The sequence below is a fragment of the Candidatus Latescibacterota bacterium genome (assembly GCA_019038625.1).
In the GTDB taxonomy this organism is placed as follows: Bacteria; Krumholzibacteriota; Krumholzibacteriia; order Krumholzibacteriales; family Krumholzibacteriaceae; genus JAGLYV01.
The window spans coordinates 1-23300 of the sequence record JAHOYU010000105.1 but is presented as its reverse complement, the minus strand read 5'-3'; the positions used below and the strand labels follow the sequence as shown (position 1 = coordinate 23300).

At 49.1% G+C, this 23300-nt stretch carries 35 protein-coding genes and 4 tRNA genes; 23 read left to right on the top strand and 16 right to left on the bottom strand.

Annotated features, from left to right (window positions below):
- Positions 1-15 precede the first annotated feature (15 nt).
- The 16 genes from KOO63_08005 to KOO63_07930 all read right to left on the bottom strand — a co-directional run bounded on the left by KOO63_08005 (position 16) and on the right by KOO63_07930 (position 8824).
- Complete coding sequence (locus tag KOO63_08005) at positions 16-582, bottom strand: ATP-binding protein (protein ID MBU8921747.1); 567 nt, start codon at positions 580-582, stop codon at positions 16-18.
- Entirely contained in the window at positions 579-1574 is a 996-nt protein-coding gene (locus tag KOO63_08000) for a hypothetical protein (GenBank protein MBU8921746.1), read from the bottom strand. The genes KOO63_08005 and KOO63_08000 overlap by 4 nt, the downstream gene beginning before the upstream one ends.
- A gap of 270 nt (positions 1575-1844) precedes the next feature.
- Positions 1845-2333: a hypothetical protein gene (locus KOO63_07995; GenBank protein MBU8921745.1), complete on the bottom strand. Its 489-nt coding sequence runs from the start codon at positions 2331-2333 to the stop codon at positions 1845-1847.
- A gap of 140 nt (positions 2334-2473) precedes the next feature.
- Positions 2474-2866: a hypothetical protein gene (locus KOO63_07990; GenBank protein MBU8921744.1), complete on the bottom strand. Its 393-nt coding sequence runs from the start codon at positions 2864-2866 to the stop codon at positions 2474-2476.
- A gap of 263 nt (positions 2867-3129) precedes the next feature.
- The gene (locus KOO63_07985) at positions 3130-3459 is read right to left on the bottom strand and encodes a hypothetical protein (protein MBU8921743.1); all 330 of its coding nucleotides are present in this window, start codon (positions 3457-3459) and stop codon (positions 3130-3132) included.
- Entirely contained in the window at positions 3452-3877 is a 426-nt protein-coding gene (locus KOO63_07980; protein MBU8921742.1) for a nucleoside 2-deoxyribosyltransferase domain-containing protein, read from the bottom strand. Before KOO63_07980 ends, KOO63_07985 begins: the two co-directional genes overlap by 8 nt.
- A gap of 758 nt (positions 3878-4635) precedes the next feature.
- Complete coding sequence (locus KOO63_07975) at positions 4636-4998, bottom strand: hypothetical protein (protein MBU8921741.1); 363 nt, start codon at positions 4996-4998, stop codon at positions 4636-4638.
- 10 nt (positions 4999-5008) lie between these two features.
- The gene (locus tag KOO63_07970) at positions 5009-5434 is read right to left on the bottom strand and encodes an AAA family ATPase (GenBank protein ID MBU8921740.1); all 426 of its coding nucleotides are present in this window, start codon (positions 5432-5434) and stop codon (positions 5009-5011) included.
- On the bottom strand, positions 5431-5838 hold the full coding sequence (locus tag KOO63_07965) for a hypothetical protein (protein ID MBU8921739.1): 408 nt from the start codon (positions 5836-5838) through the stop codon (positions 5431-5433). Before KOO63_07965 ends, KOO63_07970 begins: the two co-directional genes overlap by 4 nt.
- A gap of 385 nt (positions 5839-6223) precedes the next feature.
- Positions 6224-6589 (bottom strand): DUF2493 domain-containing protein, encoded by a 366-nt coding sequence (locus KOO63_07960; GenBank protein MBU8921738.1) that lies wholly within the window; start codon positions 6587-6589, stop codon positions 6224-6226.
- A 160-nt stretch (positions 6590-6749) separates the two neighbouring features.
- Positions 6750-7019, bottom strand: coding sequence for a hypothetical protein (locus KOO63_07955; protein MBU8921737.1), 270 nt, complete (start codon positions 7017-7019; stop codon positions 6750-6752).
- 52 nt (positions 7020-7071) lie between these two features.
- A complete protein-coding gene (locus KOO63_07950) occupies positions 7072-7290 on the bottom strand; it encodes a hypothetical protein (protein ID MBU8921736.1) in 219 nt (72 codons plus the stop codon).
- Entirely contained in the window at positions 7290-7511 is a 222-nt protein-coding gene (locus KOO63_07945; GenBank protein MBU8921735.1) for a hypothetical protein, read from the bottom strand. Before KOO63_07945 ends, KOO63_07950 begins: the two co-directional genes overlap by 1 nt.
- Positions 7511-7903: a hypothetical protein gene (locus KOO63_07940; GenBank protein MBU8921734.1), complete on the bottom strand. Its 393-nt coding sequence runs from the start codon at positions 7901-7903 to the stop codon at positions 7511-7513. The genes KOO63_07945 and KOO63_07940 overlap by 1 nt, the downstream gene beginning before the upstream one ends.
- A 50-nt stretch (positions 7904-7953) precedes the next feature.
- Entirely contained in the window at positions 7954-8115 is a 162-nt protein-coding gene (locus KOO63_07935) for a hypothetical protein (GenBank protein MBU8921733.1), read from the bottom strand.
- Positions 8116-8539: 424 nt separating this feature from the next.
- Positions 8540-8824 carry a hypothetical protein gene (locus KOO63_07930; protein ID MBU8921732.1) on the bottom strand — a complete coding sequence of 95 codons (285 nt, stop codon included), beginning with the start codon at positions 8822-8824 and terminating at the stop codon, positions 8540-8542.
- 810 nt (positions 8825-9634) lie between these two features.
- Between KOO63_07930 and KOO63_07925 the strand changes: the two genes are divergently transcribed.
- The 23 genes from KOO63_07925 to KOO63_07815 form a co-directional block, all read left to right on the top strand.
- The gene (locus KOO63_07925; protein ID MBU8921731.1) at positions 9635-10321 is read left to right on the top strand and encodes a hypothetical protein; all 687 of its coding nucleotides are present in this window, start codon (positions 9635-9637) and stop codon (positions 10319-10321) included.
- A gap of 202 nt (positions 10322-10523) precedes the next feature.
- Positions 10524-10769 (top strand): hypothetical protein, encoded by a 246-nt coding sequence (locus KOO63_07920; protein ID MBU8921730.1) that lies wholly within the window; start codon positions 10524-10526, stop codon positions 10767-10769.
- A gap of 461 nt (positions 10770-11230) precedes the next feature.
- Positions 11231-11485 carry a hypothetical protein gene (locus KOO63_07915; protein ID MBU8921729.1) on the top strand — a complete coding sequence of 85 codons (255 nt, stop codon included), beginning with the start codon at positions 11231-11233 and terminating at the stop codon, positions 11483-11485.
- A 500-nt stretch (positions 11486-11985) separates the two neighbouring features.
- A complete protein-coding gene (locus tag KOO63_07910; protein MBU8921728.1) occupies positions 11986-12324 on the top strand; it encodes a hypothetical protein in 339 nt (112 codons plus the stop codon).
- Positions 12325-13198: 874 nt separating this feature from the next.
- Positions 13199-13265: transfer RNA gene (locus tag KOO63_07905), tRNA-Ile, on the top strand.
- A 665-nt stretch (positions 13266-13930) separates the two neighbouring features.
- On the top strand, positions 13931-14401 hold the full coding sequence (locus tag KOO63_07900) for a hypothetical protein (protein ID MBU8921727.1): 471 nt from the start codon (positions 13931-13933) through the stop codon (positions 14399-14401).
- 167 nt (positions 14402-14568) lie between these two features.
- Positions 14569-14642, top strand: a tRNA-Lys gene (locus tag KOO63_07895).
- A gap of 33 nt (positions 14643-14675) precedes the next feature.
- Positions 14676-15395 (top strand): hypothetical protein, encoded by a 720-nt coding sequence (locus KOO63_07890; protein MBU8921726.1) that lies wholly within the window; start codon positions 14676-14678, stop codon positions 15393-15395.
- A tRNA-His gene (locus KOO63_07885) sits at positions 15387-15455 on the top strand. Before KOO63_07890 ends, KOO63_07885 begins: the two co-directional genes overlap by 9 nt.
- Before the next feature lie 40 nt (positions 15456-15495).
- Entirely contained in the window at positions 15496-16068 is a 573-nt protein-coding gene (locus KOO63_07880) for a hypothetical protein (protein MBU8921725.1), read from the top strand.
- A gap of 130 nt (positions 16069-16198) precedes the next feature.
- Positions 16199-16564 carry a hypothetical protein gene (locus tag KOO63_07875; GenBank protein MBU8921724.1) on the top strand — a complete coding sequence of 122 codons (366 nt, stop codon included), beginning with the start codon at positions 16199-16201 and terminating at the stop codon, positions 16562-16564.
- Between the two features lie 385 nt (positions 16565-16949).
- Positions 16950-17318 carry a hypothetical protein gene (locus KOO63_07870; GenBank protein MBU8921723.1) on the top strand — a complete coding sequence of 123 codons (369 nt, stop codon included), beginning with the start codon at positions 16950-16952 and terminating at the stop codon, positions 17316-17318.
- 280 nt (positions 17319-17598) lie between these two features.
- Entirely contained in the window at positions 17599-18033 is a 435-nt protein-coding gene (locus KOO63_07865; protein ID MBU8921722.1) for a hypothetical protein, read from the top strand.
- Positions 18034-18061: 28 nt separating this feature from the next.
- Entirely contained in the window at positions 18062-18475 is a 414-nt protein-coding gene (locus KOO63_07860; protein MBU8921721.1) for a hypothetical protein, read from the top strand.
- 805 nt (positions 18476-19280) lie between these two features.
- On the top strand, positions 19281-19454 hold the full coding sequence (locus KOO63_07855; GenBank protein ID MBU8921720.1) for a hypothetical protein: 174 nt from the start codon (positions 19281-19283) through the stop codon (positions 19452-19454).
- Between the two features lie 90 nt (positions 19455-19544).
- The gene (locus tag KOO63_07850) at positions 19545-19784 is read left to right on the top strand and encodes a hypothetical protein (protein MBU8921719.1); all 240 of its coding nucleotides are present in this window, start codon (positions 19545-19547) and stop codon (positions 19782-19784) included.
- The gene (locus tag KOO63_07845; protein MBU8921718.1) at positions 19781-20017 is read left to right on the top strand and encodes a hypothetical protein; all 237 of its coding nucleotides are present in this window, start codon (positions 19781-19783) and stop codon (positions 20015-20017) included. The genes KOO63_07850 and KOO63_07845 overlap by 4 nt, the downstream gene beginning before the upstream one ends.
- Before the next feature lie 8 nt (positions 20018-20025).
- Positions 20026-20099, top strand: a tRNA-His gene (locus KOO63_07840).
- Between the two features lie 47 nt (positions 20100-20146).
- Positions 20147-20416, top strand: a complete 270-nt coding sequence (locus tag KOO63_07835; protein ID MBU8921717.1) for a hypothetical protein — start codon at positions 20147-20149, stop codon at positions 20414-20416.
- An 857-nt stretch (positions 20417-21273) separates the two neighbouring features.
- Complete coding sequence (locus KOO63_07830; protein MBU8921716.1) at positions 21274-21414, top strand: hypothetical protein; 141 nt, start codon at positions 21274-21276, stop codon at positions 21412-21414.
- Positions 21415-21723: 309 nt separating this feature from the next.
- Positions 21724-22035: a hypothetical protein gene (locus KOO63_07825; GenBank protein MBU8921715.1), complete on the top strand. Its 312-nt coding sequence runs from the start codon at positions 21724-21726 to the stop codon at positions 22033-22035.
- Positions 22025-22957: an NUDIX domain-containing protein gene (locus KOO63_07820; protein ID MBU8921714.1), complete on the top strand. Its 933-nt coding sequence runs from the start codon at positions 22025-22027 to the stop codon at positions 22955-22957. Before KOO63_07825 ends, KOO63_07820 begins: the two co-directional genes overlap by 11 nt.
- A gap of 1 nt (position 22958) precedes the next feature.
- Positions 22959-23300 (top strand): DUF5598 domain-containing protein (locus KOO63_07815; protein MBU8921713.1); only part of this gene is annotated, 342 nt, incomplete at its 3' end.

Below are 23300 nucleotides of genomic sequence, written 5' to 3'. Positions count from 1 at the left end.
CCATTTGTCAACCCCTCAATCTCTGAATACTAAACCTTTAGACATGACTTTTATGCGACGGGAGACTGCTCCGCCAAAATTGTTACTAATTGCTGTCCAAGGACCGCTGTCATCTTGAGCAAAGTTACCTGTAATTAGTGTTGGTAGTGCTGCCGAGTATCGCGCGTTCAAGATCTCAAAGAAAAGCTCCTTAGTGCGCTGATATGTTGTCAAGTAGGTGAAGTCATCCAATACCACGAACGGAGTGTTGACTATGTTTCCTTTGAGCTTGTAGTACTCTGTCCGATGGTTGAAGTCTTTCCACTCCAACAGCTTAGTCATGTCTGCGACTACGTCGGACCAGTAGCAGGGGACTCCCATCTTATGAAGCTGCAGGGCGATAGCTGCGGCCGCATAGGTCTTCCCAACACCTGGTGCGCCTAAGAAAGCCGGCCCTCGGCCCTCGGAGTAGTACGTAGTAAAATTGTCCACATACAGCTCACCAATTGATTTGAGGGCATCTGAAGTCTTCTCGTCGAACTTGGCTTCTGCAAAACGCTTAGGTATCGTCAAAAGCCCTACTGGAGGTTCTGTAAATCTCATTCCTGAATCCACCTTCCGTGAGTCTGTCGTTCTTCATCAGAGTCTATAAAGTCTGCACCACCTGTCTGGGAGGTGCTTGCTTTGTATTTGTTTAGGCATACATTGCTTGTCATATACTCGAACCCGTAATGTGTTTTGTTTCTAATGAAATCATCATCTTGCTGGAAGAACCAGTCGATGTATTTCCTATGCTCATCCCAATCCTTGCCGAACACGGCGCCAAGGTTCCTCGCATAGATAGTGGCTTTCTTGCCAAACTCAGTCGATATCATACGATGATCTATTCCCTTACGCTTGTACCGCATCAAAACCCAATACCACACTCCCATCACGTTATAGCCTTTTCCGGCATATGGGAATGCAAATGCCTCTTCAGCTACGTTTGAGACATCTATGCCACCTTTCGGTATTGAGGGACAGTTTGACGGCGTCGGTTCTTTTTTAGGCTTCGCCTTCTTCGCAGTTCGCTTTCGCTTTTTTGGTGTTTTGGCACTATTACTAACTATGTGCTTGTTAGTATCTGTGTGCTTCGTAGTTACTATGTGCTCTTTAGGTTCTTTGTACATAGACTTACTAGTATCCTTTATAGTACTACCTGGAACCGGCTCCTCAATTTCAGGAGTAAGCTGTGCTCTCTGCACCTTTACTTCCGAGTAAGCTACGCTTTCTGCAACCTTACTCTCAGAGTAAGCTACGCTCTCTGCACCTTTACTCACTCCAGTGTTGCACTGTGACACCTTACTTTCCTTATAAGCTATGCTCTCTGCAACCTTACTCAGCTCAAAAGGGGTGTCCGTTTGTTCGACGACGATGCAACGATAACCTCTCGAGACTGTCAAAAAGTCAAGTTCTCGAGCCTCTACAAGTGCTCTGTGGATGGTGGAGATGTGCACACCAAGAAGATCACCAAGACCCTCCCGCGTGGTGGCGATTGATCCGCCGGCCATCTGGACGTAGAAACACAGGAACCTGGCACTCGTTGATAAACTCATTTAGTATGCTTTCTTGTTTTGTGCTTGTACGGAAGTAATGGGTACACACGAGTACTCGCACTGATCCATGTTTTCTGTTTACGGACGCCGCCATCAGCTTGGTAAATTTCATACACCACATCTGCTCCAGAGGAGTCGACACTTAGTAGCCGACCTCGCTGAGTGCTGTGACCTAACTGAAAAGCCGGACTGAGATCCCTGCGCTTGCTGAGCTCTTGTAATGTAACTAATTTTCCTGCTGGGCGCAAGTGGCTGACTGGAACTCGGTTGTTAACCGGCTTTGCTTTTTTTCGTAGTGCCTTTCTTCGCTTTCTTTTTTGGTTGTCGTCTGCGACTAGCTTTCTTGCTTTTATCTTGTTCATGTAGTACCTCAAATAGTGTCGGGTTGGAAGACGCTGCAGTAGCTGTCCCCCGCTCAAAGACACGGTCATCGAACTGTTCGTACTGCTCTGGATGCTCTATGAAGTAGTGTAGAAACGCCAAGCAACAGCCTATGTGAGCCGTGTGCTGCTCTGCGGTTTCCGGATCCCAATCTTCACTGAACTCTATCTCTTCCAGATGACGCTTCATAGCGCCTATGAGTCGACTGAACTCCATCCCTTGCATCCAATTATGCGCATCGTACTTTTCGGCGCCGTACGTAAGTACTTTACCGATCGCTTCTGTGAAATTAGGCGGAAGCAGTTCAAGACGTGTCTTCTTATCTCTGAAATCGAACTTTGTTCCTTTTCCATTAATCTCTATCTTCTTCTTTGGCATCGGCCGCTCCCAACAGCATAGCATCTCGTAGCTGTAGTAGTTTCGTGAAAGTCTGTTTGCATTCATGATTGCTTACTGCGGCTTCAGCGTGTACGCGTTGAAAACTGCGTCCTAGCACCTCCACCTGGTCTATTAACTCTTCAACGGTCTTCAGATGCATCTTCATCCTCCGCCAGTGGTGATACTTGGTCCGGTTGGACATACGTAGCCAGCATCTCGTAGACGTTATCAGCTACCAACAAGAAATCCTTAAGTACCTGTCGTGCTATGTGTATATGCTCGAGGTCGCCACTTTTACGCAGCCCTTCTTTCATCCCATAATTGTAGTACTCCTGAGCCACTTTGGAAATGTCTTCCGCTGGCACGTCAAGGCCTAACTGAATCTTGGCAACTGCCTCACAGATGGTCTTAGCGTTCAGAGGAGTCAGAATCACGTTTGGATCGAAAATGAACAGATCATTCAGATCTTCTGGTTCCATTAGTTCGTTTTGGGAGTTGTCTTTTATGGGAGTGCCTGATTTATCGAGGATCATTGTCCCCCCTGTCTGGCAGCTCGTAGGCGTCGCTGTCGCTGTAGGTAAGTGTAGTTCGGCCGTGATGACTAGCCATCAAGGAGCCGATATGTTTGAGTATGGATTCTAGTTCATATGACTCACACTCATAAACCCCGTGACTTGCTACTGACACGTGATGTGCAATCTGGACTCTGTCTAGCTCCAGAAAGTGTGTAACTGTGATTTTCATTTTTCTTTTCCTTTTTGAGTACCCCTTAATATAACACGCTTAGCCCCAATTGTCAAGGGGCATCTTCCTTATCTGTCATAGCGGCCAAGAAACAACAGGCCAGTATTCGTCCTTGATTGCCTATAATGTTTTCAGTGTCCCACCAGAAAAACTGATCAACGGAAAGACCTCTATAGTCAGGACTGAATAGTAGAAGCCGTTCTTTCATTAGTGTGCACATCTGGGCCGTGATGTCACCTACCATATGCATATCTTGTAAGGCGTCACAAATTCCACAGACAAATTCTTTGAGTATCGGACCGGCATCATAGAATCCGTCATCCGAGAGTTTAGCTGAAGCAAACACCTCAGCTACCTTTAACCATGTCTTATGCTCAGTCACGCGACCTCCCATAATAGTTGTCTGGATCTGAAGCGTCTCGTGGAAACGTCTGGAACGTTCTTAGAAACTCAACACCATCTTCTAGATAGTCATACACCCTATTTGCACACATACGAGACATCCCAAAATACCGATAATGTGGATGCTGGGCTTCGCACACAAAGATGATATACTTCCCTTGGGCTTTTGCATAACCTATCTCTAACGCCAGTCCGGCGCCGCTCGGGTTATCAGCCTCTAGGAATGCGAACATGATGGTCGACTCATCAATAGCGTTAAGGTCCCACTCTGTGTATTCCTTCTCTTTTCGTAACCCATGAGTCCGAGGGTCTTTATAGTCCAGGTCTGGTGCTGCATTTATGACCTGATCCTGCCAGCCGGTTCTCATCCCACCCGCCAAATATACTGTATGAGCCATGATCTCCTACTTTCCGCAGACTTTGCAAGTTTTGATGTTGTTGTGGCCGGCTCCATCCAATTCCCAATCATATTCAGGATGCGGACAGCTGTCTTGTAAGTGTTTAAGTTGGGTGTAGTATTCTTTCATTGAGGAATTGTAGTCCTCACGAGCAGTTCTACGCATCTGCTCTAGTCGCTCTACTCTACGTCTTATCTTCAGTACTTCTGTTGGAAATGACATACTTCGCCTTTCGTTGTATTTCTTCTATAATCACGCTGTCCACCGCAACCGCTATAGCCTCAGACTGTAGTAGCGCCCGTTCCCACTTTGTCCGACACACATCACACACTTTGCCATCCAGGCAGGTAGGCTTGCGCATAGCTTGGTATTTATCGGCATTTCTGCACTTCGATTGCTTATCAGGCATCTTCACACGCCAACATCGAGGCCAACGCGAATTCACATCCAGTAGCTATGTCTATCAGCTCCAAGAAGATAGCATTCCTCTCGTTGGACTGAACTGCATCTATCAGCTCCTTGTATTCTTCCGTGATGACCCCTAGCGCTTCGTGTGTACTAATGAAGGCTCCGCGCGTCTTTTCGTCTAGGCGCTGATGCAAGCTGAGCGCAATAGCGTTACGAGCAGCCCGCAATTCATCATTACTTACTTGCGGACGCTCCATCCCTGTTATATCTCGCACTGTCTCTCCTTGTTTCAATACCTCTATTTCGCGCTAAAATCGTTTCTAACGCGTTTTTCAGCTGAAAGAGGGCCTCTACCTAGCAGCGGCCTCCCTGGTGTGAATACGACGTTCTTCTCCTACCCTCAAACCTGTGTTCTTAACAACCTGTACACAACGATCGTCCCATAGCTCGAACATGTTCATATCCTTCTGGCACGTAATCTCCAGGACCTGTCCGACGTGCTGTTTCAGGTATGCTTCGATGACTTTCTTGTTGTGTCCGTCCGGATCGTCGGCCACTCTCGCTGTAAGAATCTTAACACGAATCCCAAGCTCAAGCCAACGCTTCACACGGTTCACCATCACTGTAATCGGCGAACCGATGAAATCCATTCCTTTGTATCCTCCTAGATGTGCTAACGTCCCATCCAGGTCTACTCCAATCCATCCATCCATGATTTTCTCCTTATTTCAATTCTATTGTACAAGTGGCATTGTTGACTGTAAGCTCCCCGTCCCAATTTGTAGCCATCATGTCAATAATCGGGCACAAGTCATCCTGAGCTGTCATTCTCGCACGACGTTTGCATTCCTCAGCACTAGTAGTAAAAACTTCATAAGCTATCTCCCAGTCCTTGCTTAACCAAGTATTACGTCGTTTCTTAGTCGTATTCGTGGAATCTAGTACAACGGTAGTACTGCCTGTCAAGAACAACGCCCTAACCATAATTTTCGTAATAGCCCAAACCATAGGTTCTGCTAGCGTCTCGAACCGCTGGCCGTGTAATGCCAGGCGGATGGCGTCAGGAGATACAACTGGAAATCCTGTCTCCTTGGCCCAAGTGGATTTACCACTTCTAGGCAGCCCTACCGTCAGAATTAGCTTGTTCATGTGCATTCCCTCTCAAAGTCTAAGTGTAGGTCTTCAGGACCTATTCCGTAATGCTCCATTACGTCAATCTTGTCAAATTCAACTAACAACTCGTGTAATTCACCATATGTTGCACTTTCACGAATATTCAGGCTTCGCTCGGCAGCACGTTTCTTGTAGAACGCAATCCGGTCTTCTAGGACCGCGCGATACGCGTCACGATGTTCTTCGGCCTGTTGACGTTGTACCGCTGCTCTTGCTTTATGCCTCTCCTGGTGGTCCACTTCGCCTTCTAAGAATTTGTTGTGTTGTTCTAGACGTTCCAACTCTTTCCAAGCGGCATACAGAACCTGAGCTCCATATTCATCATTTACCCCAGCTTCGTGCTCCTGAAAGTGCTTAAGTCGTTCTATTAGGTCTGACATATTTCCTCCTGCAGTAATATAACACATTTGTCCATAAAAGTCAACCCTCATACTTTCGGACGGCACCAATAGTTCCAATTGCTCGGCAGTGCGGACAGTGGATAGGAGTATCTTTCGGCAATCTCGAGGAGAAGGCCAAGTTGGTACCTATATCCATCGCATAGATCGGACGACCACAATCCTCACAACAGTACACCGGCTTATCACGGATACCACAAGCATCGTCAACCATTATTCATCCTCCGGTAGTTGCCAGTACGTTCTTGGATACCAACAGAGTCGCCTCCCCTCTTGCCAGTACTCACCACATCCCTTGCGTTTATGCGGGCAAGCGATTAGTGTCTTCACCTTGACAGGTATCGGCGTAAATTTGCCTCCACACTGCTCACACACTCGTTCCTTCATCATCCTTCCAAACACAAAGCATGGTTACCTTTTTCTGTTTTTGTGCCTTCTTGTAGCTATCCATAGTTCCCTTCGATTTCCCATCCCAAAAAGCTATAAGGATGTCGCAACTTGTGACTATGTCGGTATTTCGGAGCATGCCGGCCGCTTTTCCGTATAGATCCCACTCAGCCTTGAAGATAGTCGATTCGTATCCGTGTTCATCGGCCCAGTCTGCTGCCCATGTGTCTACACCAGCTGCGCCTCCAGAAATCAGCTCATCTCCTTCCGCAAACAATCGACTCAATGTAAACTCAACTATTCGTCTCTTTTTGTAGTTTCTAGAGCCTACAACCGCTATTCGCATTTGTACTCCTCGAGTCCTTTGATTTTTAGGGCTATCCGCTGGAGCTCATCCAGTAACGCATTGGCGCGATCGCAAAGACCACATATCGCAAAGGCTTTGCCGCTAGAACCGAAACTCCATTTACTTTGGATTTCCTCAATTTTCTTTCGCGTAAGCATTATTACTCTCCCAGGTCGTCTAAGATGTATTGTCGTATTGAGGCCGCGTTCTGCATATGAGGGCGCAGTTCGTAACTGATCTTGATAACCACATCCAGATAAGCCTGAATAGCCTCTATCGTAGGATTATGGTACACAGCCATCAAGCCTATATGTGCACCCTTATACTCGAACAGCAATCTATCTACGTCAGCCATCAGATCGGCCGGCATGTTGGTTTTCGCTACAGCAGCCCGATCGACCTGAACTTTCGTAGTCCTCCGTTGACTCATAGCATTCCGCCGCAAATCGTCGTCTAGCTGTGTCCGTTCCTTCTTGTATACCTCAGTCATTATTAGCTGCTAACGTTATAACCGCCCACATGAATGTACTCAGGCCCAGCCACATCCACAAGGCCATAAATCCCATCGACTGAAAGGAGCCCAGCACTATTGCTCCAATACCGGTCACGACGAAAACACCCAGTATCGCTATCGCAACTTTGACTTTAAGCGGCTCTTTTGCCAGATCTTCCCTAGCCCATTTCAACTCTTCCCAAAACATTATAGTAGCTCCCTTTCCAGTCTGGCGACCTCGGCCGCTAACTTGTCGATTTCTTCTATAGCACACTCGCACCTAAACGCGATTATGGTCAAGTCCTGATCATCGCCGACCGAAGCCTCGAAGTCCACATCCTTGCCGCATTCATTACAAAGACACTCAGTCGGCTGCTGTTCTAGATGATACTGTACTTCGTCTTTCATCACTCCGTATTCTATAGCCATTATCGGTCCATCTCTTTCCGCCTAGCTTCAACCAAAGTAGCGAACTCACCGTCCAGGTCCTTGTAGGACACCTTCAGGCCGGTCGCATGGTCTGTAACTCGGTTGGTGGCTTTGTTATAGGTTCGTACGGTCTCCTGGTGGTAGATCATCACAGGTGTGTCATTTTCTATAGCCCACGCAACGAGCTTGTCCACGAGCTTCAAGAAAGCGGCAGTCTTGTTCTGTTTCTGGCTGCGATGCTCTCTACACTCTGCAGACAAGCCTGTTTCGGTATGGGTGATCCGAACTCCCGAATCTGTCTTGTTCTGGTGCTGTCCACCTTTGCCACCGGCTCTGAACGTGTCAATCCGGAAATCCTTCTTTCTAGCTTTCAGTATGCTGCGCTTCGCCATTACGGCTCCCTTTCGAGTCACATGAAGTATAACACATTCGGCCTAAAAAGTCAACCCTTAGATCCCTCCAGGGCCATCTGGATGCCTTTTATGATCACAAACACTCCTATGATCAGACACGTCAGTGGAAGCCCCATAATAGCTGCCACAAGGGCAATCAGGGCCATGCCACCAAGTAATCCAATCTCAAGTGGAAGGCTTTTCTCGTTCACGTTTCCTCCAGTCTACCATCGTATGGGTCTTCTCAAGTAGAGAAATCGGTCACTCTTCCAGAACCAGATATGCCAGCCTGTCATCGGTATAATCCAACGTAACAGACGCCAGCTATCTTCTTTTCCAGGAGACCACGCCAGCCGTACAAAGAACCACTGAAGCACCAAGAGGTTCAACCAGCCGCCCCAGGTCATCCCGAATATCTTCACGCTTGGGGTTAGAATGGGCTCACCTTCCCCTCATTGACTTTTTCGTTAATCGCCACAGCCTCGGCATAAGTATACTTGTTTACTGGTACCCAATAATCAGAGTACTCATATATACCATCGCGCTGGTATGGCTCATACTTCCATAATTGTCCGTCAGCTCCAACTCCATACAGAAAACCACTATGTGATACTAGCTGCTTAAAAAATATAGGCATTATTGCTCCTTTGGGATTGGCCTGTACACAAGGCACATCTCTTCTACGGGCGCAACCTCGTTCCAAGTTACGGTTCCGGCATATTCAAAAGGCGCCTGATCCTGCTGTTCTGTGGCTCCCTGTGAGTAGTAAGTCTCGAAAAACTTGTCTGTACTCATCTGTCTCACAATCAACCTGCTAGTCGCCGACCAACGATCGAGCTCCTCTAATTCGTCCAGGATGATCTCAAAATCGTCGTTGTCTCCGTACAGCATCGCTTGAGCTTCTTCTTCAGTTGTCTTCATTTTCACTCCTTGAAATCAAAAATCCTAGGAAAACCGCCATTTATTTTGTATAACCACTAGGGCTAAAAACATACTTTCAGCGCAACATTTCTACAGATTTGTCCATTTTGTATAACACCCAAAACGTACGGCCTACCAAGCCAAGAGACACGATTACGGCCGCTACCAAGCAAATTATCACTTCAATTGGCATCATTCCTCCTATGTCGAAATACCCTGTAATATAACACATTTAGGCCCAAAAGTCAACCCCAAACGCCATATTCGCCCAAATCCGGCCGATCCAAATTTTCAAGTCGCTCTTTTCGCTATATACTCTATATAAGGTTGCACACAGCATAGCTTACTTATAGTAAGGTTGCAAATTGCATAGCTTACTCACGACAAATAGGCCCGAATAATCGAAAATAAACCCGTAAGTAGTTGATTTGGCCGAGGTTACGACGAAACACCCTCCATAAACACCCCTTTAGGTACGAAACGTACCCATATCCAATAGTATTGCCCGTTTCTCTTCTTTTAACTCCTTTCTTTGCAACAACTTAGCCCAACCTACGTCAAATGCACCCTTTCTGGTCCTAATTCAGCGATTCTACCCAGTTACTAAGGCCAACTATACCCCGTATATAACGCTGTAACTTGTTGTCGTATATGAACTTAATTCGTGAAAAATTTCATGCCTATACCGTGTAGCATATGAAGGCACGACAAAGTGAACGGTGAGTAACCCCGTGGGTCGCGCCGGTTGAATGTGGGTCATTCTCATAACGTTATGAAAAATTCACCCACTGAGAAAGATAGGTCAATACAATGACGTTGAAAGAATTGGCAGTACAGACTGGCACGGAACTTGGGAAAAGCGCAACGGATACATACCTGACTGTATGTCTGGCAGTTGCTTACTACATGACTGCATTGGTTGAACATGGTTCCATAACGGACAAAGCGAAGTTTGCAAAGAAAATCGCTTCCGGCGCGAAGGAAACCAAAGCAGTGTGTCAACTGGCAATGTGGAATAGCATTTGCAGAGTGCTGAAGGCCACGGCGGAAGATAGGAAAAACGGTTCGGCTCTGAAACACTCCGAACGATGCAAGCTCGACACGTTACACGGCGAACGATACGCAAGTAAGGCGCGGAACATAGACAACGTTTTCACCATCGTACTATGGACTATGGCGCATAACGAAACAATCGCTAGCGTTTGGAAAACGTTTTCGGAGCTGTCGGCATCGAAACGGTTTGCAGCATATCAAACCGCGCATTTCGGCATGGCACAAACGTTCAAGAATGCCACGGTAAAAGCCGAAAAGGACGCGGAGAAAGCGGCGGACGGCGAAACGCCAGAGAACACTGAAGTTGACGTGTTTGACGGTCTGACAGGCGACGCGTTGGCTACTGAAGTAGGTCGCCAGATGGTCGCACTATCGCAAAAGGTGCAGATTTCGGAAGCCGATTTCGCGGAAGTGTGCAAGGCTCAAGGCGTAACATACGCCTAAGTAGTACTCGAATACCACATTCAACCGGCGTCGCGGTTCGGGATTGTGAGTCAAATCACATACTCAATTTTTTAGTTGAAAAACTCAAAAAGCGAAGGCGGAGTGCGTCCTATATCTTACCTACTAGGTCGGCCTTCTAAAAACTCGATTGAAAAAACCGATCCACATATAACTTTCATAACGTTATGAAAATGGAGATATTATGACTGTATACGTTGCCACATACACTGAAATCGGCCCCAATGGGAACAACTACTTAGGTGTGTTTATGACCTTTGCGGCCGCTTGGGATTACATTCACCGCAAGGCTATTGGTCAGGGTACAAATGACTGCACGCTTACCTTCAACCATACCGATGGTGTTATCACTTCGGCCTCGCCTCACTTGAATGAGGGTGAATTACATATCACCGACTCATGGCAAATCATAGAAGAGACGCCTAGATAGGCGTTTTTTACCCGCAAAGTGGTATTTTGGTACCTCTTGTGCTATTCCTCAATTTTCATAACGTTATGAAAAAAGGCACCCTCATGCAAACAATCGGAAATGTCGTATGTGCATGGTGTAACAAGATCATCGGAACAAAGCCCGACATCCCTGTTGGTGCTGTATCTCATGGTATCTGTACTCACTGCGCTGCTACCCTCATTCAACCGGCGCGGGCATCATGAGCAGATACATGCGTGTGTGTATGTATGTGTTGTTGTGTGTGGTGGCTACGTTCATGGGCCACTACTGTGGGTGGGTAGTGCGTAATTACATGAACGTGTGAGGGGAGGGGTGTGTGGTGGTTTTGGCCGAAAAAGTAAATCCAGATTGGCCTATATAGAGGGGCCTATTGGTAGTTTTCCTACACAGAAATTTCCTACTACTACTTTCATAACGTTATGAAAAAGGGAGACGATATCATGTTAAAGATCACGAGCAAGTTAGTCAACAAGATCCGGTTTTGGGACGCGGTGACGGTGGAGATTCCGACGAGTTACGATTGCTGTATCGTCACCCCTATGGGCACTGTGGACGCCATACACTGCCACGGTTTTACGGCTGCCCATACGCTGAGGTCGTATGCGTCCCAGAAGTTGAACAAATGCGCATGGGTTCAGCCTTCAGCCTTAGATGCGGACATCATCGCCCAGACGGAGGCGTACGCCCATGCCTAAACGCAAAAAGCCTGCAATCACCGATGAAGAGATGAGCATACGCATGGACCGTTTCGCCGAGGGTATGGAGCGTATTGCTCAAATGAAGAGAGCCGCTAAACGTGGCCTTCAACGCAACTACACACGCGCTAGCTTTGATGGGACTAGTGTGTGGTCGCCGGTCCCTCTGACTGGAGATGCACCATTCTGCCCCGTCGGTCAGACAGGTACTGCGGTAGCTGGGCCTCGGATGAAAGCCAAGAACATGACGCAATGGATCATATTCCGTAAACAACGCAATGGCAAACTGAAAATAGCCAATGGCGGATTCACGCGCTGTTGTACCAGTGGGAAATGCAAGCGCAAGAACTGTGCTAAGTGTTGGGCATTGGAGAATGATCCGCCCAGAGGCTCGATATGGGTACTCAAAGAATTTCCCACACCTGAGAACGTCAAGATCATAGACACAGACGGCGTAAGCCCTAGAGGTCATCGTGGTGAGGGGGGCAAAGCTCTGATAGGTGAGGACGCAGATCGGTGGCGTATTACGTCCACAATCGAGAACCATAAAGGAAAGGGGCAACGGCATGCCTAATCCGGTGCAGGAATTTCTCAGTGATTTCATGCAGCATTGTCTCGTGAGTGAATTGGAACGCCGTGCTCGTAACCGCGAACGCTGGAAGGTATTGCGCCCGCGCATGTATGAGTTAACTGAAATTCAAGCCCCGAAAGACAGCGAAATACGTCGTGATATGTTCTCGCTGATCTTCTGTACGCGCCACACGTACAATGGAGAGTACATCGAATCACATGGCCCGTGGCCGCAGAACTACAAACGAGCATTCCCGAGACAGCACTGATTTTCATAACGTTATGAAAAAGACGGTCGCGGTACACGGTATCTTTGGACTCTTGCGTTTAAGCAGATGATGGAGGTACCATTCCGTAGCAAAGTCGTGTAGGAGGCGATCCCGATGGACCGAATGAGGATGGTCGGGCCTCCTATACGCATCCCTTTTTATTTGCCCAAAACCAAATGAGGCAATCATGCCAAGAAAGAGCATATTGCGCCAACGGCTCAACCTCGTGGAAAACACCATCCTAGAGCTGGGTGTTGAGTTACATGAGATAAGAGCACTCCTGAAAGAAGAGACCTTTAGGATTGATGGTTATGGCGCTGGTACTGTGATGCCTGGGAGCATACCGACGTACGAGCACGCCACTGGTCGCGCCTTCAAGTTCCATGACTTCGGCCGACGACGCGGTCTAGCAGCTGCTGCCGCTGCCGATCGCCGAGCTATGGAAACCACAGCTACGTTCGCTCAAGGTTACAGAGCTGCACAGAAAGAGTACGAAGCAGAGATACGCCTACATGCCAAACGCATGTGCGAAGAGTGTCCTCTGTGCGAGTCATAGTCCCTTTTTATTTGCCCAAAACCGAATGGAGTAAGACATGGAACCTCAGGACTTCGCTGATGTACCTCTCGGTGCGCTCGTCAGAGACCGCATCTCTGGGTACACTGGTATCTGCAACAGCCACACACTATGGCTGAATGGCTGTCGACGCGTAGGCATAGCCTCGGATTCCCTCAAAGAAGACGGAAATACACGAGGTGATCTGTGCATTGACATCGAGCAGGTGGAGGTGCTGGAGAAGAAGAGGGTGAAAACCAAGCCTCGTGAGCGCATAACCAATGGTCCTATGCCTGCGATCACTCGATAGATAGATAGGGGTGAGGTGTAGCTTAATGGCAGAGCAGCCTCGATCGGGCGCGTAGGGGTTCGATTCCCTTCTCCTCATCCCTTTTTATTTGCCCAAAACCAAATGGAGAAGCTCTCATGTGCATGACACCGAAAGCAACAAGGAAAGAGATGGCGGATATGCTTACCCAAAAGGGGTTCGTCATATACTCACTGTCAGACACACAGAAGCGTTTGGTGGCAAAATTGTGGCGTTGCTGTGCCACCGGGCCACTCACCAGGACGGAGCGTGACTACTTGGTTAAACTTGTAAAGGAGTCTGGATGACTCTGCTCGATCGCGTGCTCAAGTACTACATGATAGCTGGCACTGCTGTATTCTGTACTACTGTGCTGTTGTTCTTGGCTGGCATTCTGTTCTTCAACTGAGTAAAGACAATGACTGAAGAAATCAACCAACTCCTCCCTCACATTCCAGAAGAGCTGTACATTGAACATTGCGTCTGGTATCCGTCGCCAGCTAAGGGTAGTTTCATGATTACTCACAACACAGGCGACGGGTATGTTCAGTATTTGCGTTGTACCAGTTGTGGCAGGCTGACCATAGTAGAGTACGCCTCGATTTACTACGACAAGCAGGGACGATGTGGTCTGTGTCATGTGCCGGCCGATGCAGAATGCTGCTGGTGCAAAACGAAGGCTATGTGTCGCGACAGACAATCAAATCTCACGTGTTTGTTCCACGCCAACAAGAAGGAGTAGCATTATGTTAACAGGCAGGGAGTTCTTTGGTGATATTCTGTTGGGGATTTCGGCTTATATCGTCGTCGGATTGCTCGCATATGCAAGTATCCAGACCTTTGCAGCCGACCCTAACTGGTGGCTGGGTGCAACTACTACCGCTCGTGATGTGCTCCTCTCTGTATTCCTCTGGCCTATTCTTGGTGGAATGGCCGCTGTTATAAGTATAGCGTGGCTTTACACAATGAGTGCGCCTGTCCACGTAATGTTAGGGTACACAGCACTGGCTGCTCTGCCTATCACTGGTCTGTTGTTGTGCTTTGGTATGCCTGAGTTGCGAATGCCTAAGTGTCTCATCCCCAAAGCTGAGACGGAGCGAGTCGAGCACCCCAGTGTGCTGAATTTGCCGACGCATAGACCAGAGTACCGAGAGATAGATGCGTACTTGGGTCAGTCCTTTGAGGAGCAACTCCATCCACCGTCGGAGGGGTTCTAATGCAGAGCAATATCGGCACTTACCTCAGATCCATAGGAGGATTCCAGGAGCTATACATACCAGTGGATGAGTGGTGAGGGTGGTTTCATAACGTTATGAAGGTGGGAGACAACTATGCACTTCTCCCCTAATCGGGAGCCTCGCTAACACATATGCGAGAGTTGTTCGACCAGCTAGCCCAACTGGCCAGAGCAGCGGGCCTTTAACCCGCAGGTTATGAGTTCGAATCTCATGCTGGTCATTAAACAGTTAATTTCCGATCTAGGAGGTTGGTATGAATCGTCGAGCCCCGAAAGGGGGATACAATTTTCCCAATAAAAGACAGTATCGACGTGATGTATGGAACGGATTTCGTACATTCATCAGTTCTGAGATCAAAAATACACACGCTTTATTGATGCCATCAGAAGAAGGTACAGAAATTGGTGTAGCACTGAAAAGCGGGGTTTGGCGAAAAAACCTACACGCTGTAGACAAAGATCCTTCATTCATGCAAAGCTACCGAGAAAAGTACGGACCTAGTGTTCATACTTACGGAATGGATGTCGTAAAAGCGTGTGAAGAGATTGCTAAGCAAGGATACAAACTAGGAGTTGCAAATCTAGACTTGTGTTCGCCCTACGGAACAAAGTCTATTCGCGTACTCAGTGAGGTGGCTACTCTTCCTTGTTGGGAAGACAAAGCTGTGATAGCGGTCACAGCACTGCGTGGTCGTGAAAGAATTAAACACACACAAATTTATCAGCACTCTCTGAAGTACCTGATACGAAAAAAAGGTATTGAGACCATTCGTGCACGTCTTGTCCGTGGTCAGCGTTATTACAAAAAACTCGATGCAGCCAGAGTTTACCACATTATTAATACGTTTTGTGGAAACACTTGGACAAGTTCGTCAGGAGGTGATACATTGTCTGCACTCAAACGGTGCGGAATATACATTAATCCAAAGAATGTCACTCTGCTGTGGATGATTTTCGCAGTAGAAAAGCGGTAAGTGTTGCTGGTGACACACTAGACTGTGGCTCTGGAGTGACGGGTTCGAGCCCCGTACCGCTGACTGTTACTTAAACGTCAAAACTCAAGGAGGAAGGACAATGAGTCATGAACTGACGATTACCGAAGCACTGGCTAAGATCACCACTCTCAAGAAGAGGATGGCGAAGAAGGAGGCCAGTGTGGTCAAGTTCTTGGTACGAGCAGAGGACAAGGTAGATCCTTTGGCTGCCTTAGAAGGTGGGTCAACCACTTTCATCTCCAAGGAAATGAGCAGCGTGACTGACATGCAGCGACAAGTGCTGTCGTTACGCACGAAGATTGCCTCACAGAACATGATAACTCAGGTCACAGTGGGGGATAAGACCATGTGTGTCACTGAGTGGTTGATCTGGAGACGTGAGATTGCGCCGTTGCGCGAGAAGCTCTTCGTTGATATGAGCAGAACCATCGACCGCACCCGCGACGACAGACAGTTCGCGCGGTGGCGTACTTTGGAGGAGGCGCTATATGAGAAGGCCGACAAGAGGCGGACGCGGGGGGAACAGGTCGCAGCCGTCGTCAACCTGGACGAAGCAGCGTTTGCTTCGGCCATTGAGGAGCTGGAGGAAGTGTTGGGAGATCTTGATGGACAGCTCTCCCTGAAGAACGCAACAGTCACCATCAACATCTAAGACTAAAGATCCTTACATCTGGTGGGCTTGAGAAATCTCGTCCAACGTGTGCCGCTTAACACGCTCTCAGGATTGCGGCTGCTGTTTAGGGATCTTTCTTTTTCATTCACCATCAAGAGAGGAAATCAACATGGCTTACGAAAAGAAGGGCAGGTTCACACGTATCTTCATCAATGATTACGACGAGATACGTGAGGGCTGGCAGTTCGCCGGCATTATGACTATAGCACTGGGCCTCGTGGTCGTCATAACATTGAGTGTGTCTGCCTGGTTTGCACATCTGGAGATGCCTGGATACGAGGCACGTTTGGCTCAGTTCCGTATCAATTTCACTGAAGTAGGATGCACAGCCGCTGAGGATGTGATGGGTTATGCAGTGGTCTGGAACTCACGTATCATGAAAGAACAACGATACAACGACATCTGGTGGTCGGCGTGGCTAGTACCTAACGCCTGGGATGAGTTGGAACTGCTTGATATCCCTGACTGCCCGTAATCATGAAAATGCCCAGGCCTAAGGCCCCAGACACTGAGTGGTGGGCGTATCTGTCCTACCTCTGGGGTATCTCTACCTGCATGGAATCTTGGGGTATCAACACCAAAAAACTAACCCGACCTGGTGCTATCCCTCGACACAGTATCGTGAAGGGTCTGTGTGTTTGCCTCGTTGTGTTGCGTGGTCACGGCCAAATCGGCAAGCGGCAAGCCAGGCGGATGGAAAGGGACATGCTGAAGTATTGTCCTCCGACGATACGACAGTGGACACAACAACCAGGCGCTGAGTTCACTAGATTCTGGTGGAAGCACGATCTGGACGGTATCAAAAAACGCAGTCATGTCTGCGCTAACCTCGCAATGGACACACAGGGAGACAAACGACCATGTTCAAAGTCACGATGATTATCATCTGTGCCACCGTTGCTGTATTGGGTATTGCTCTGATGATTAGTCCTCCCACCACAGTGAACACTAATATCTCAGTGGGAGCTGCGGTGCCTGCGTTGCTAACGGTGGAGCTTGGGCAGGTTGTGTCTGAGACTGAGTGTGTATGGACAGTCCGGCACGCTCAACGTGTAATGGAGCTGGCATCCAACACGGTAGTGCATTGGTATGGTTTCCCCGGCCCAACATACGGGCGTGATCTGCGTCTCAAGGTTGGTAAGGCAGAGAAGTGGGAGAAGGTGTTGTTGGAAACTCGAGATCGTTACCTCAAGGACATGCAAGTGCTGGGGACTTGCGAACTCAAATAGGAGGATCAGGCCGTGAAGAAACTACTATGTACCTTGGTCTTGGTGTTTTGTGCATGTGCTGACGCCGTAGGACCACAACCTGAATGTACGGACGTGTCCAGAGAGATCGTGATCCACAACACAACCACCGGTACAGTGGATACGGTGTGGGCACAGATGGAGCTGTGTATTGAGCGGACCACCTATCAACTACCGCAAGAAGTCTATGCGGAAACGGAATTCGGCCCGGTCCTTGTAGTGATTCGACCATAACCCCAACGGAGCAGCGAAGGAAACGAACATGGGAGTCAAAGCCAACAAAACCTTGATGTTGAAACAGATCAACACCAAGCTCAAAGAATTCAAGGCTGAATTGCCTAAAGCTCAGGCAGCCTTGACCAAGAAACACAAGGACGTAGCAAAAGCAGCGATTAAGGTCGCAAAGAGCGGCCTCGCTCAAGCTGAACGTCTGATGGACAAAGACGAATACAGCAAGGTTGCCGACACGATTCGTAAGATCCGCACCGACGTGCCGAACAGCCCTACCAACTTCGCAGTTCGCTACCATCAGCCCAACCAGCCGAAACCAGAGATGACGGTTCAAGGGATTGAAATGGCCATTGCCGGCCTTGAGCGGCTGAAGTCTGCTATAGCTTTGGCCGAAGGAGATGTGATCGAACTACCAGCGAGAACGTTCGAAGAAGTTGCCCGATCGGGCATTGAAGCTCTACTGTAACACCAACGTAGTATTGGAGACATGAACCATGCAAGATCCACTAGGGGTTGTTCCGGCCCCATTGCAAGATGAAGTACTACTGCGTCTGGATGCGATGGCTGCCAAGCTCGGAGTGGCAGCGTCACACATCTGGGAAGTACTGGTCGCTCGCGCGTACTTGGAATGGATTGACGCCGTTGCCATACTGGTGATGCTCTTGGCGCTCTATCCCCTTCAGAAGATGATTTACAGCATCTGGGCCGCGAATTTCGACAAGGAGTCTGGTGGTGGTTACAACGACTGGACCAAGCAGGACTGTCGAACCGTAGTGCTGAGCGTCACAGCCATCCTCGTGGTATTCTTTGGCATTCTAGGTGTCCTTGAAACGGTCGAAGCATTCAAAGCCGGGATGGCACCTGAGTATTGGGCGCTGAACAAATTGCAGTACATACTCCGGCGGTAACGCGTGACCAAAGACGAGCAGGATCAAACGTTGAAGCTGGTTACATCCATGTTCACGCCTAAAGATTTGCAGGGCATCAACTGGAACCCACCGCTCGAATGCAATCCGTGCTGCTTACCAGCGCTCGTCGACGGAAAAATGTGTTGTAGTGCATGCGGTCAATTTCATGTAAAAGTAGGATACAGTGGTTTACACCCAGGTGACCCGAGGTTACCAATTCTACAAGATATGGGGGTATTGGATGATCCAGATTGACCCAGCCATGCCGTTAACTGAATCCGCCTGGTGGCAGTGGCTTGCTAACAAATGGGACAACGCAAAAATGTCCGCCTGTTGTCCTAACCTCTGTATAACATTGCCCTTGGGTGCTTCTATCTCCACGTATGAGTGTTATGGGTTGTGTGACGCAGTTTGTGATGTAGGCCTGTGGGATACAGAGCTGCAACACACTGTACGTACAAGATTGGAAGCAAATCACCGACGACATCGGGATGGAGACAAGATGGTAGGTGCTTTTGGTACCTCGGTGTATTGGTGGAATCTCAACAAAGACGGCGCGATAGCCCGCGCTGCTTTCTGTAGGCGAATGGCAAAGGAGGCTGCAAGTGGGAAGACGTAAGTTGCACTGGCTCAAGAAGTTAGGCAGACCATTTGAGAAAAACGCAAACGGCCTAGAGACAAGCCCTAGTGGGTGTGCTGGTTTAGTGGATGTGTTGTTAGGCACATTGCCTGCCAATATCAGCGCACGTAAAGCCCGCCTGGTTGAGCTCTGGGCCAGCAACCCAACAGGAAAGACTAGGCGATAATGACTGACTCAATCCTAGCACTCGTTGTGGTGGTAATCGTGGCGATCATTTTCACTCCGATGTTCACCATCTGGGCAATCAACGCTCTGTTCAGTCTGAACATCGAGCTAACGCTCGGAACTTGGCTTGCAGCCCTTTGGGTCAACGGCATACTGTACGGTTCAAGCAAGTAACACATCAAATCCACGCTATGAGGTAAGGAGATAGTTGATGAAGATCACACCAACACACTGGAAGCTAACCAGCTACCCAAGGACAACACAATGACATTGGACCGAGCAGAGCTTGTAGGTCAAGTAGCGTTCTTCGGGACGATAATCTTGATTGTAGTGATGGTCTGTTGTTACGCTGTCACGCGTGTGACGTTCGAGCGTGATCGTGAAGAAGCCTGTTCAGCGGTGGGAGGTCAGGTCGTCAAAGACCTCGCCCCTGGTATACACGAGGGCTGTTACCTTGTCACCACACAATATGAAGCGCTGTTAGTCCCTGGATGGCGTGAATGATGGAGGTATTAAGCAGAGACGACATGCTGATTATCCTCATCCGCGAGAAACTGAACGGCGGACGTGATCTCTTGGATGATGAGGAGGTGCGTCAAGAGATACATGTAACTGCCAAAGTTGGCGGGTACGTTGTCATGTCCAAAGGCGAGGGAGTGCCGGACGGCACCAGACTGGTGTTTCATATCCCCGTCAGTGCTGAAAGCCGCTGGTACGAGGAGATGCACGAGGATTAAGTAATGTTCAGCCTATAGTGTAGCTGGTTAACACACGAGTCTGTGGCACTCGAGACGCAGGGTTCAAATCCCTCTGGGCTGATTTTGCAGTAGATCTACGCAGTCTTATACACCACACAGGAGGCAGGTATGGTAGCAATAGCTGAATGGGCCCCAATAACATGGTATCTGCTAGTGGCAGTAGGGTTGGCTGTGGTAGGACTAATAGCTAACTCAGCTCACTATTACAAAGTGCACAACGGCACTGACGTGGACGAATTTGTACTTTTATCTATGATTCTGATCCTCCTACTCGCTTTCCTGTGGCCTATCTCGGTAGGTTTCGGACTGTTGTTCGGAATTATGTGGAGTATTCACAAGATTACGGTACAGATTCTCAGAAAGGACGACACAGGATGAAGATCACACCAACACACTGGAAACTGACCGGCTACCCACGACAGCAAACGGCCACGCTTTACGGCATCTCCACCTGTCTGGGCAGCAGACCGCTGTATCGTCTCGTTGTAGTAGGTCTTCGAACCGTCCTGCCCGATGTGTACACGTGGAAGTGGACCGTGCAACTGCGCCACGGGCGAGTGATCGCTACCGGCGTGAGTCCCAGTCAGAAGGAAGCGAAGTACCGAGCTGTTCGGGCGTTTGAGCATCGACACCAGAACATTTGGCGTAAACTGCCTGCTGCTGCTAGTCTGCGGCGATCAGGCTAACCCTCCGGAGGAAAATACATGTTCGTATTGATCATGGGCAGCTTGACTGAAGGCATCACAGAACTTTTTGGGCCATACGAGTCAGAAACAGCCGCCGAAATGGACGGAGCATTTGCTGGTGCGCCGCACATCGTCCTTCCCATGACCACGCCTCTGTGTCAACAGGCGAAAGAGTCCTTAGGGGTAGGCGCAATGGCTATCCATCCCACTGTTCTAGTTGCTAGTTTCAAACGATGATGAGAGCGCCTTGGTTGCAATCCCTTGAGGAACGTATTCGCATACGCTATCAGCTAAGTGGCTGGCTCACGCTAGCGCTAGAGATAGCAATTGTCGTACTGTCGTTGTGGTTTGTTCTGGATCTCATCAACACACTATTGTGAGCTAGTATTCATGTACTAACCTAACTCTTTCAACGCTACTTCTGCTTCCAGACGAGGTGTCCAAGACCCCGGGAGAAGTGGGAGACTGACCGAGACCGTGAACAGTCAAGTGCTCAGCACTCTAATTCCGCAGGAGTAACGACTGGAGTACGGGCGGGAGCGCGTTGGAGTGAGTGGGAGAAACCCCGGGAGAGCGGGAGAACAGGAAAGGTATCTTATGACTGCCGAGAATAAACAGTTCGCGAATGGGGTGATAGTGGGAGTTTCTGTGACTCTCGGTATCATTCTAATCCTGTTAAGACTGTTTTGATATGTGGACAACAATTGTTTTGATCTGTTTCGTGGTGTCGTACTGGATCGGCAAGGGAATCATACACTACTTGGTGTATCGCTGTGGCGCTACCGGTAAGTGGTACTGCCCCCTATGCAAAGGTAAACCCTTCAAGTGGAAAAAATGATCATGACTCCGGACGAACGCGCACACGCGGTTAACAAACTCAAAGCCTGGATTAAAGTGACCAGGCGGCAGAAGCATCACATGGAATTCATCCCATTGGACCAAGTAGTTGAGGTTGTTGCAGGAGCTTTGATCGACACACTCGACAGCAAGAGATAACCCATGACACTGCACGTATCAAAAGCCAGTCACACTGAGTATGTAATATTTGTAAGCCCAAGTGGTGCCCCAAATTTTCGGGAGTACTACGCTGGTCTGCGCAAGGATAAGTTCGATCTCTCGGTGCCCGACTGGCGTGACGAACTAGCACAAGCTCATTTCTTCAAGGACAAGGGCAGTGCCGTCATAGCACGAGAAGATCTCCCACCCGACACTCGGTACCGGTATCGCATAGGTGAGGTAGTATTCCTTCTCCCTATCTGGCAATGCGAATCTGTAGAGCCTACGAAAGGACTGAAAGTTCATGACCTCTGAGACCAAGGTCATTGGTGTAGTGATCGGCCGCTTCCAAGTAGATGAGCTACACCCAGGACACGTTGACCTGTTGCGGCACGTAGCACAGAAACACAGACACATGCTGGTGATGCTTGGTTGTAGGGCAGCGCCCGCAGACTCCGAACACGCTCTCGACTATCGCGTTCGTGCACAAATGATCAACGCCGTGTGTCCTGATGCAGTGGTGGTAGCTGTTTACGACACAGCCGAAAACGACGTGTGGAGTCGAACAGTAGACCAAACCATCAACGCCTTGTTCCCAGAATTCAGTGCGGTGTTGTACGGTGGTCGAGACAGCTTTGCCAGTGCGTACAGCGGCAAGTTTGAGACACGCGAACTGGACTTCTGCAGCGATCACAGCGGCACAGCACGCCGTGAGCTGATAGCCCAGACGAGTGAGAACGATCCCGCATTCAGACGTGGCGTGATACATGCCATCATGAACCTCAGACCTCGTGTGTTCTTCACCGTGGACATTGCAGTGCTACGTCCTCCTCTTCAGGTGCTGGGACTCGATCCCGTAGAGCACGGAAACGCCGCACCGGAGGTGTTGTTGGGCCGCAAGGCTGACGAACACCTCTGGCGTTTTCCTGGTGGGTTCATAGACCTGAAAGACAAAGACGGAGAAGAAGCAGCAGCACGTGAGCTACAAGAAGAAACCGGTCTTACAGCACACACTTTAGGATACGTAGGATCGTTGACTGTTGATGATTGGCGGTCGCGTGGAGCCAACGACGTAGGGCATAAAACAATCCTGTATAAATGCACCAGTTTCTCTGGTGACCCAAAAGGTAATGATGACCTGCCTCTGGTCGGATGGTTCCCGCTAGCCGCTGCATCACGTGATCGCATAGTAGACGCACACAAACCCTTGTTTGACATGCTCTTAGAAAGGATCTGATATGCTGGGCATCAATCGCAACCCTATCCTACTGACGGATAGCTACAAGCTCTCGCACGCCGACCAGTACCCACCTGGTACGAGCAACATCTATTCGTACTTCGAGGCACGACAGGGCGCTCAGTTCCCTGAGATGGTGTTCTTCGGCTTGCAGTACTCTCTGAAGGCCTACCTGGCTCACCAACTGACCCAGGACCATATCGACGAAGCAGACGAGATGGTTACGGCCCACCTCGGTACGGAGGCGGTGTTCAACCGAAAGGGCTGGGAGTACATCTTGAAGGAACACAAGGGCCGCATGCCGGTGCGTATTTGTGCAGTACCTGAGGGCACTGTGCTACCC

Bases quoted from the DNA above. Each gene is read 5' to 3' on its own strand.
- KOO63_08005 (MBU8921747.1), bottom strand. From the start codon at position 582: ATGAGATTTACAGAACCTCCAGTAGGGCTTTTGACGATACCTAAGCGT.
- KOO63_08000 (MBU8921746.1), bottom strand. From the start codon at position 1,574: ATGAGTTTATCAACGAGTGCCAGGTTCCTGTGTTTCTACGTCCAGATG.
- KOO63_07995 (MBU8921745.1), bottom strand. From the start codon at position 2,333: ATGCCAAAGAAGAAGATAGAGATTAATGGAAAAGGAACAAAGTTCGAT.
- KOO63_07990 (MBU8921744.1), bottom strand. From the start codon at position 2,866: ATGATCCTCGATAAATCAGGCACTCCCATAAAAGACAACTCCCAAAAC.
- KOO63_07980 (MBU8921742.1), bottom strand. From the start codon at position 3,877: ATGGCTCATACAGTATATTTGGCGGGTGGGATGAGAACCGGCTGGCAG.
- KOO63_07975 (MBU8921741.1), bottom strand. From the start codon at position 4,998: ATGGATGGATGGATTGGAGTAGACCTGGATGGGACGTTAGCACATCTA.
- KOO63_07970 (MBU8921740.1), bottom strand. From the start codon at position 5,434: ATGAACAAGCTAATTCTGACGGTAGGGCTGCCTAGAAGTGGTAAATCC.
- KOO63_07965 (MBU8921739.1), bottom strand. From the start codon at position 5,838: ATGTCAGACCTAATAGAACGACTTAAGCACTTTCAGGAGCACGAAGCT.
- KOO63_07960 (MBU8921738.1), bottom strand. From the start codon at position 6,589: ATGCGAATAGCGGTTGTAGGCTCTAGAAACTACAAAAAGAGACGAATA.
- KOO63_07955 (MBU8921737.1), bottom strand. From the start codon at position 7,019: ATGAGTCAACGGAGGACTACGAAAGTTCAGGTCGATCGGGCTGCTGTA.
- KOO63_07950 (MBU8921736.1), bottom strand. From the start codon at position 7,290: ATGTTTTGGGAAGAGTTGAAATGGGCTAGGGAAGATCTGGCAAAAGAG.
- KOO63_07945 (MBU8921735.1), bottom strand. From the start codon at position 7,511: ATGGCTATAGAATACGGAGTGATGAAAGACGAAGTACAGTATCATCTA.
- KOO63_07940 (MBU8921734.1), bottom strand. From the start codon at position 7,903: ATGGCGAAGCGCAGCATACTGAAAGCTAGAAAGAAGGATTTCCGGATT.
- KOO63_07930 (MBU8921732.1), bottom strand. From the start codon at position 8,824: ATGAAGACAACTGAAGAAGAAGCTCAAGCGATGCTGTACGGAGACAAC.
- KOO63_07925 (MBU8921731.1), top strand. From the start codon at position 9,635: ATGACGTTGAAAGAATTGGCAGTACAGACTGGCACGGAACTTGGGAAA.
- KOO63_07920 (MBU8921730.1), top strand. From the start codon at position 10,524: ATGACTGTATACGTTGCCACATACACTGAAATCGGCCCCAATGGGAAC.
- KOO63_07915 (MBU8921729.1), top strand. From the start codon at position 11,231: ATGTTAAAGATCACGAGCAAGTTAGTCAACAAGATCCGGTTTTGGGAC.
- KOO63_07900 (MBU8921727.1), top strand. From the start codon at position 13,931: ATGTTAACAGGCAGGGAGTTCTTTGGTGATATTCTGTTGGGGATTTCG.
- KOO63_07890 (MBU8921726.1), top strand. From the start codon at position 14,676: ATGAATCGTCGAGCCCCGAAAGGGGGATACAATTTTCCCAATAAAAGA.
- KOO63_07880 (MBU8921725.1), top strand. From the start codon at position 15,496: ATGAGTCATGAACTGACGATTACCGAAGCACTGGCTAAGATCACCACT.
- KOO63_07875 (MBU8921724.1), top strand. From the start codon at position 16,199: ATGGCTTACGAAAAGAAGGGCAGGTTCACACGTATCTTCATCAATGAT.
- KOO63_07870 (MBU8921723.1), top strand. From the start codon at position 16,950: ATGTTCAAAGTCACGATGATTATCATCTGTGCCACCGTTGCTGTATTG.
- KOO63_07865 (MBU8921722.1), top strand. From the start codon at position 17,599: ATGGGAGTCAAAGCCAACAAAACCTTGATGTTGAAACAGATCAACACC.
- KOO63_07860 (MBU8921721.1), top strand. From the start codon at position 18,062: ATGCAAGATCCACTAGGGGTTGTTCCGGCCCCATTGCAAGATGAAGTA.
- KOO63_07855 (MBU8921720.1), top strand. From the start codon at position 19,281: ATGACTGACTCAATCCTAGCACTCGTTGTGGTGGTAATCGTGGCGATC.
- KOO63_07850 (MBU8921719.1), top strand. From the start codon at position 19,545: ATGACATTGGACCGAGCAGAGCTTGTAGGTCAAGTAGCGTTCTTCGGG.
- KOO63_07845 (MBU8921718.1), top strand. From the start codon at position 19,781: ATGATGGAGGTATTAAGCAGAGACGACATGCTGATTATCCTCATCCGC.
- KOO63_07835 (MBU8921717.1), top strand. From the start codon at position 20,147: ATGGTAGCAATAGCTGAATGGGCCCCAATAACATGGTATCTGCTAGTG.
- KOO63_07825 (MBU8921715.1), top strand. From the start codon at position 21,724: ATGACACTGCACGTATCAAAAGCCAGTCACACTGAGTATGTAATATTT.
- KOO63_07820 (MBU8921714.1), top strand. From the start codon at position 22,025: ATGACCTCTGAGACCAAGGTCATTGGTGTAGTGATCGGCCGCTTCCAA.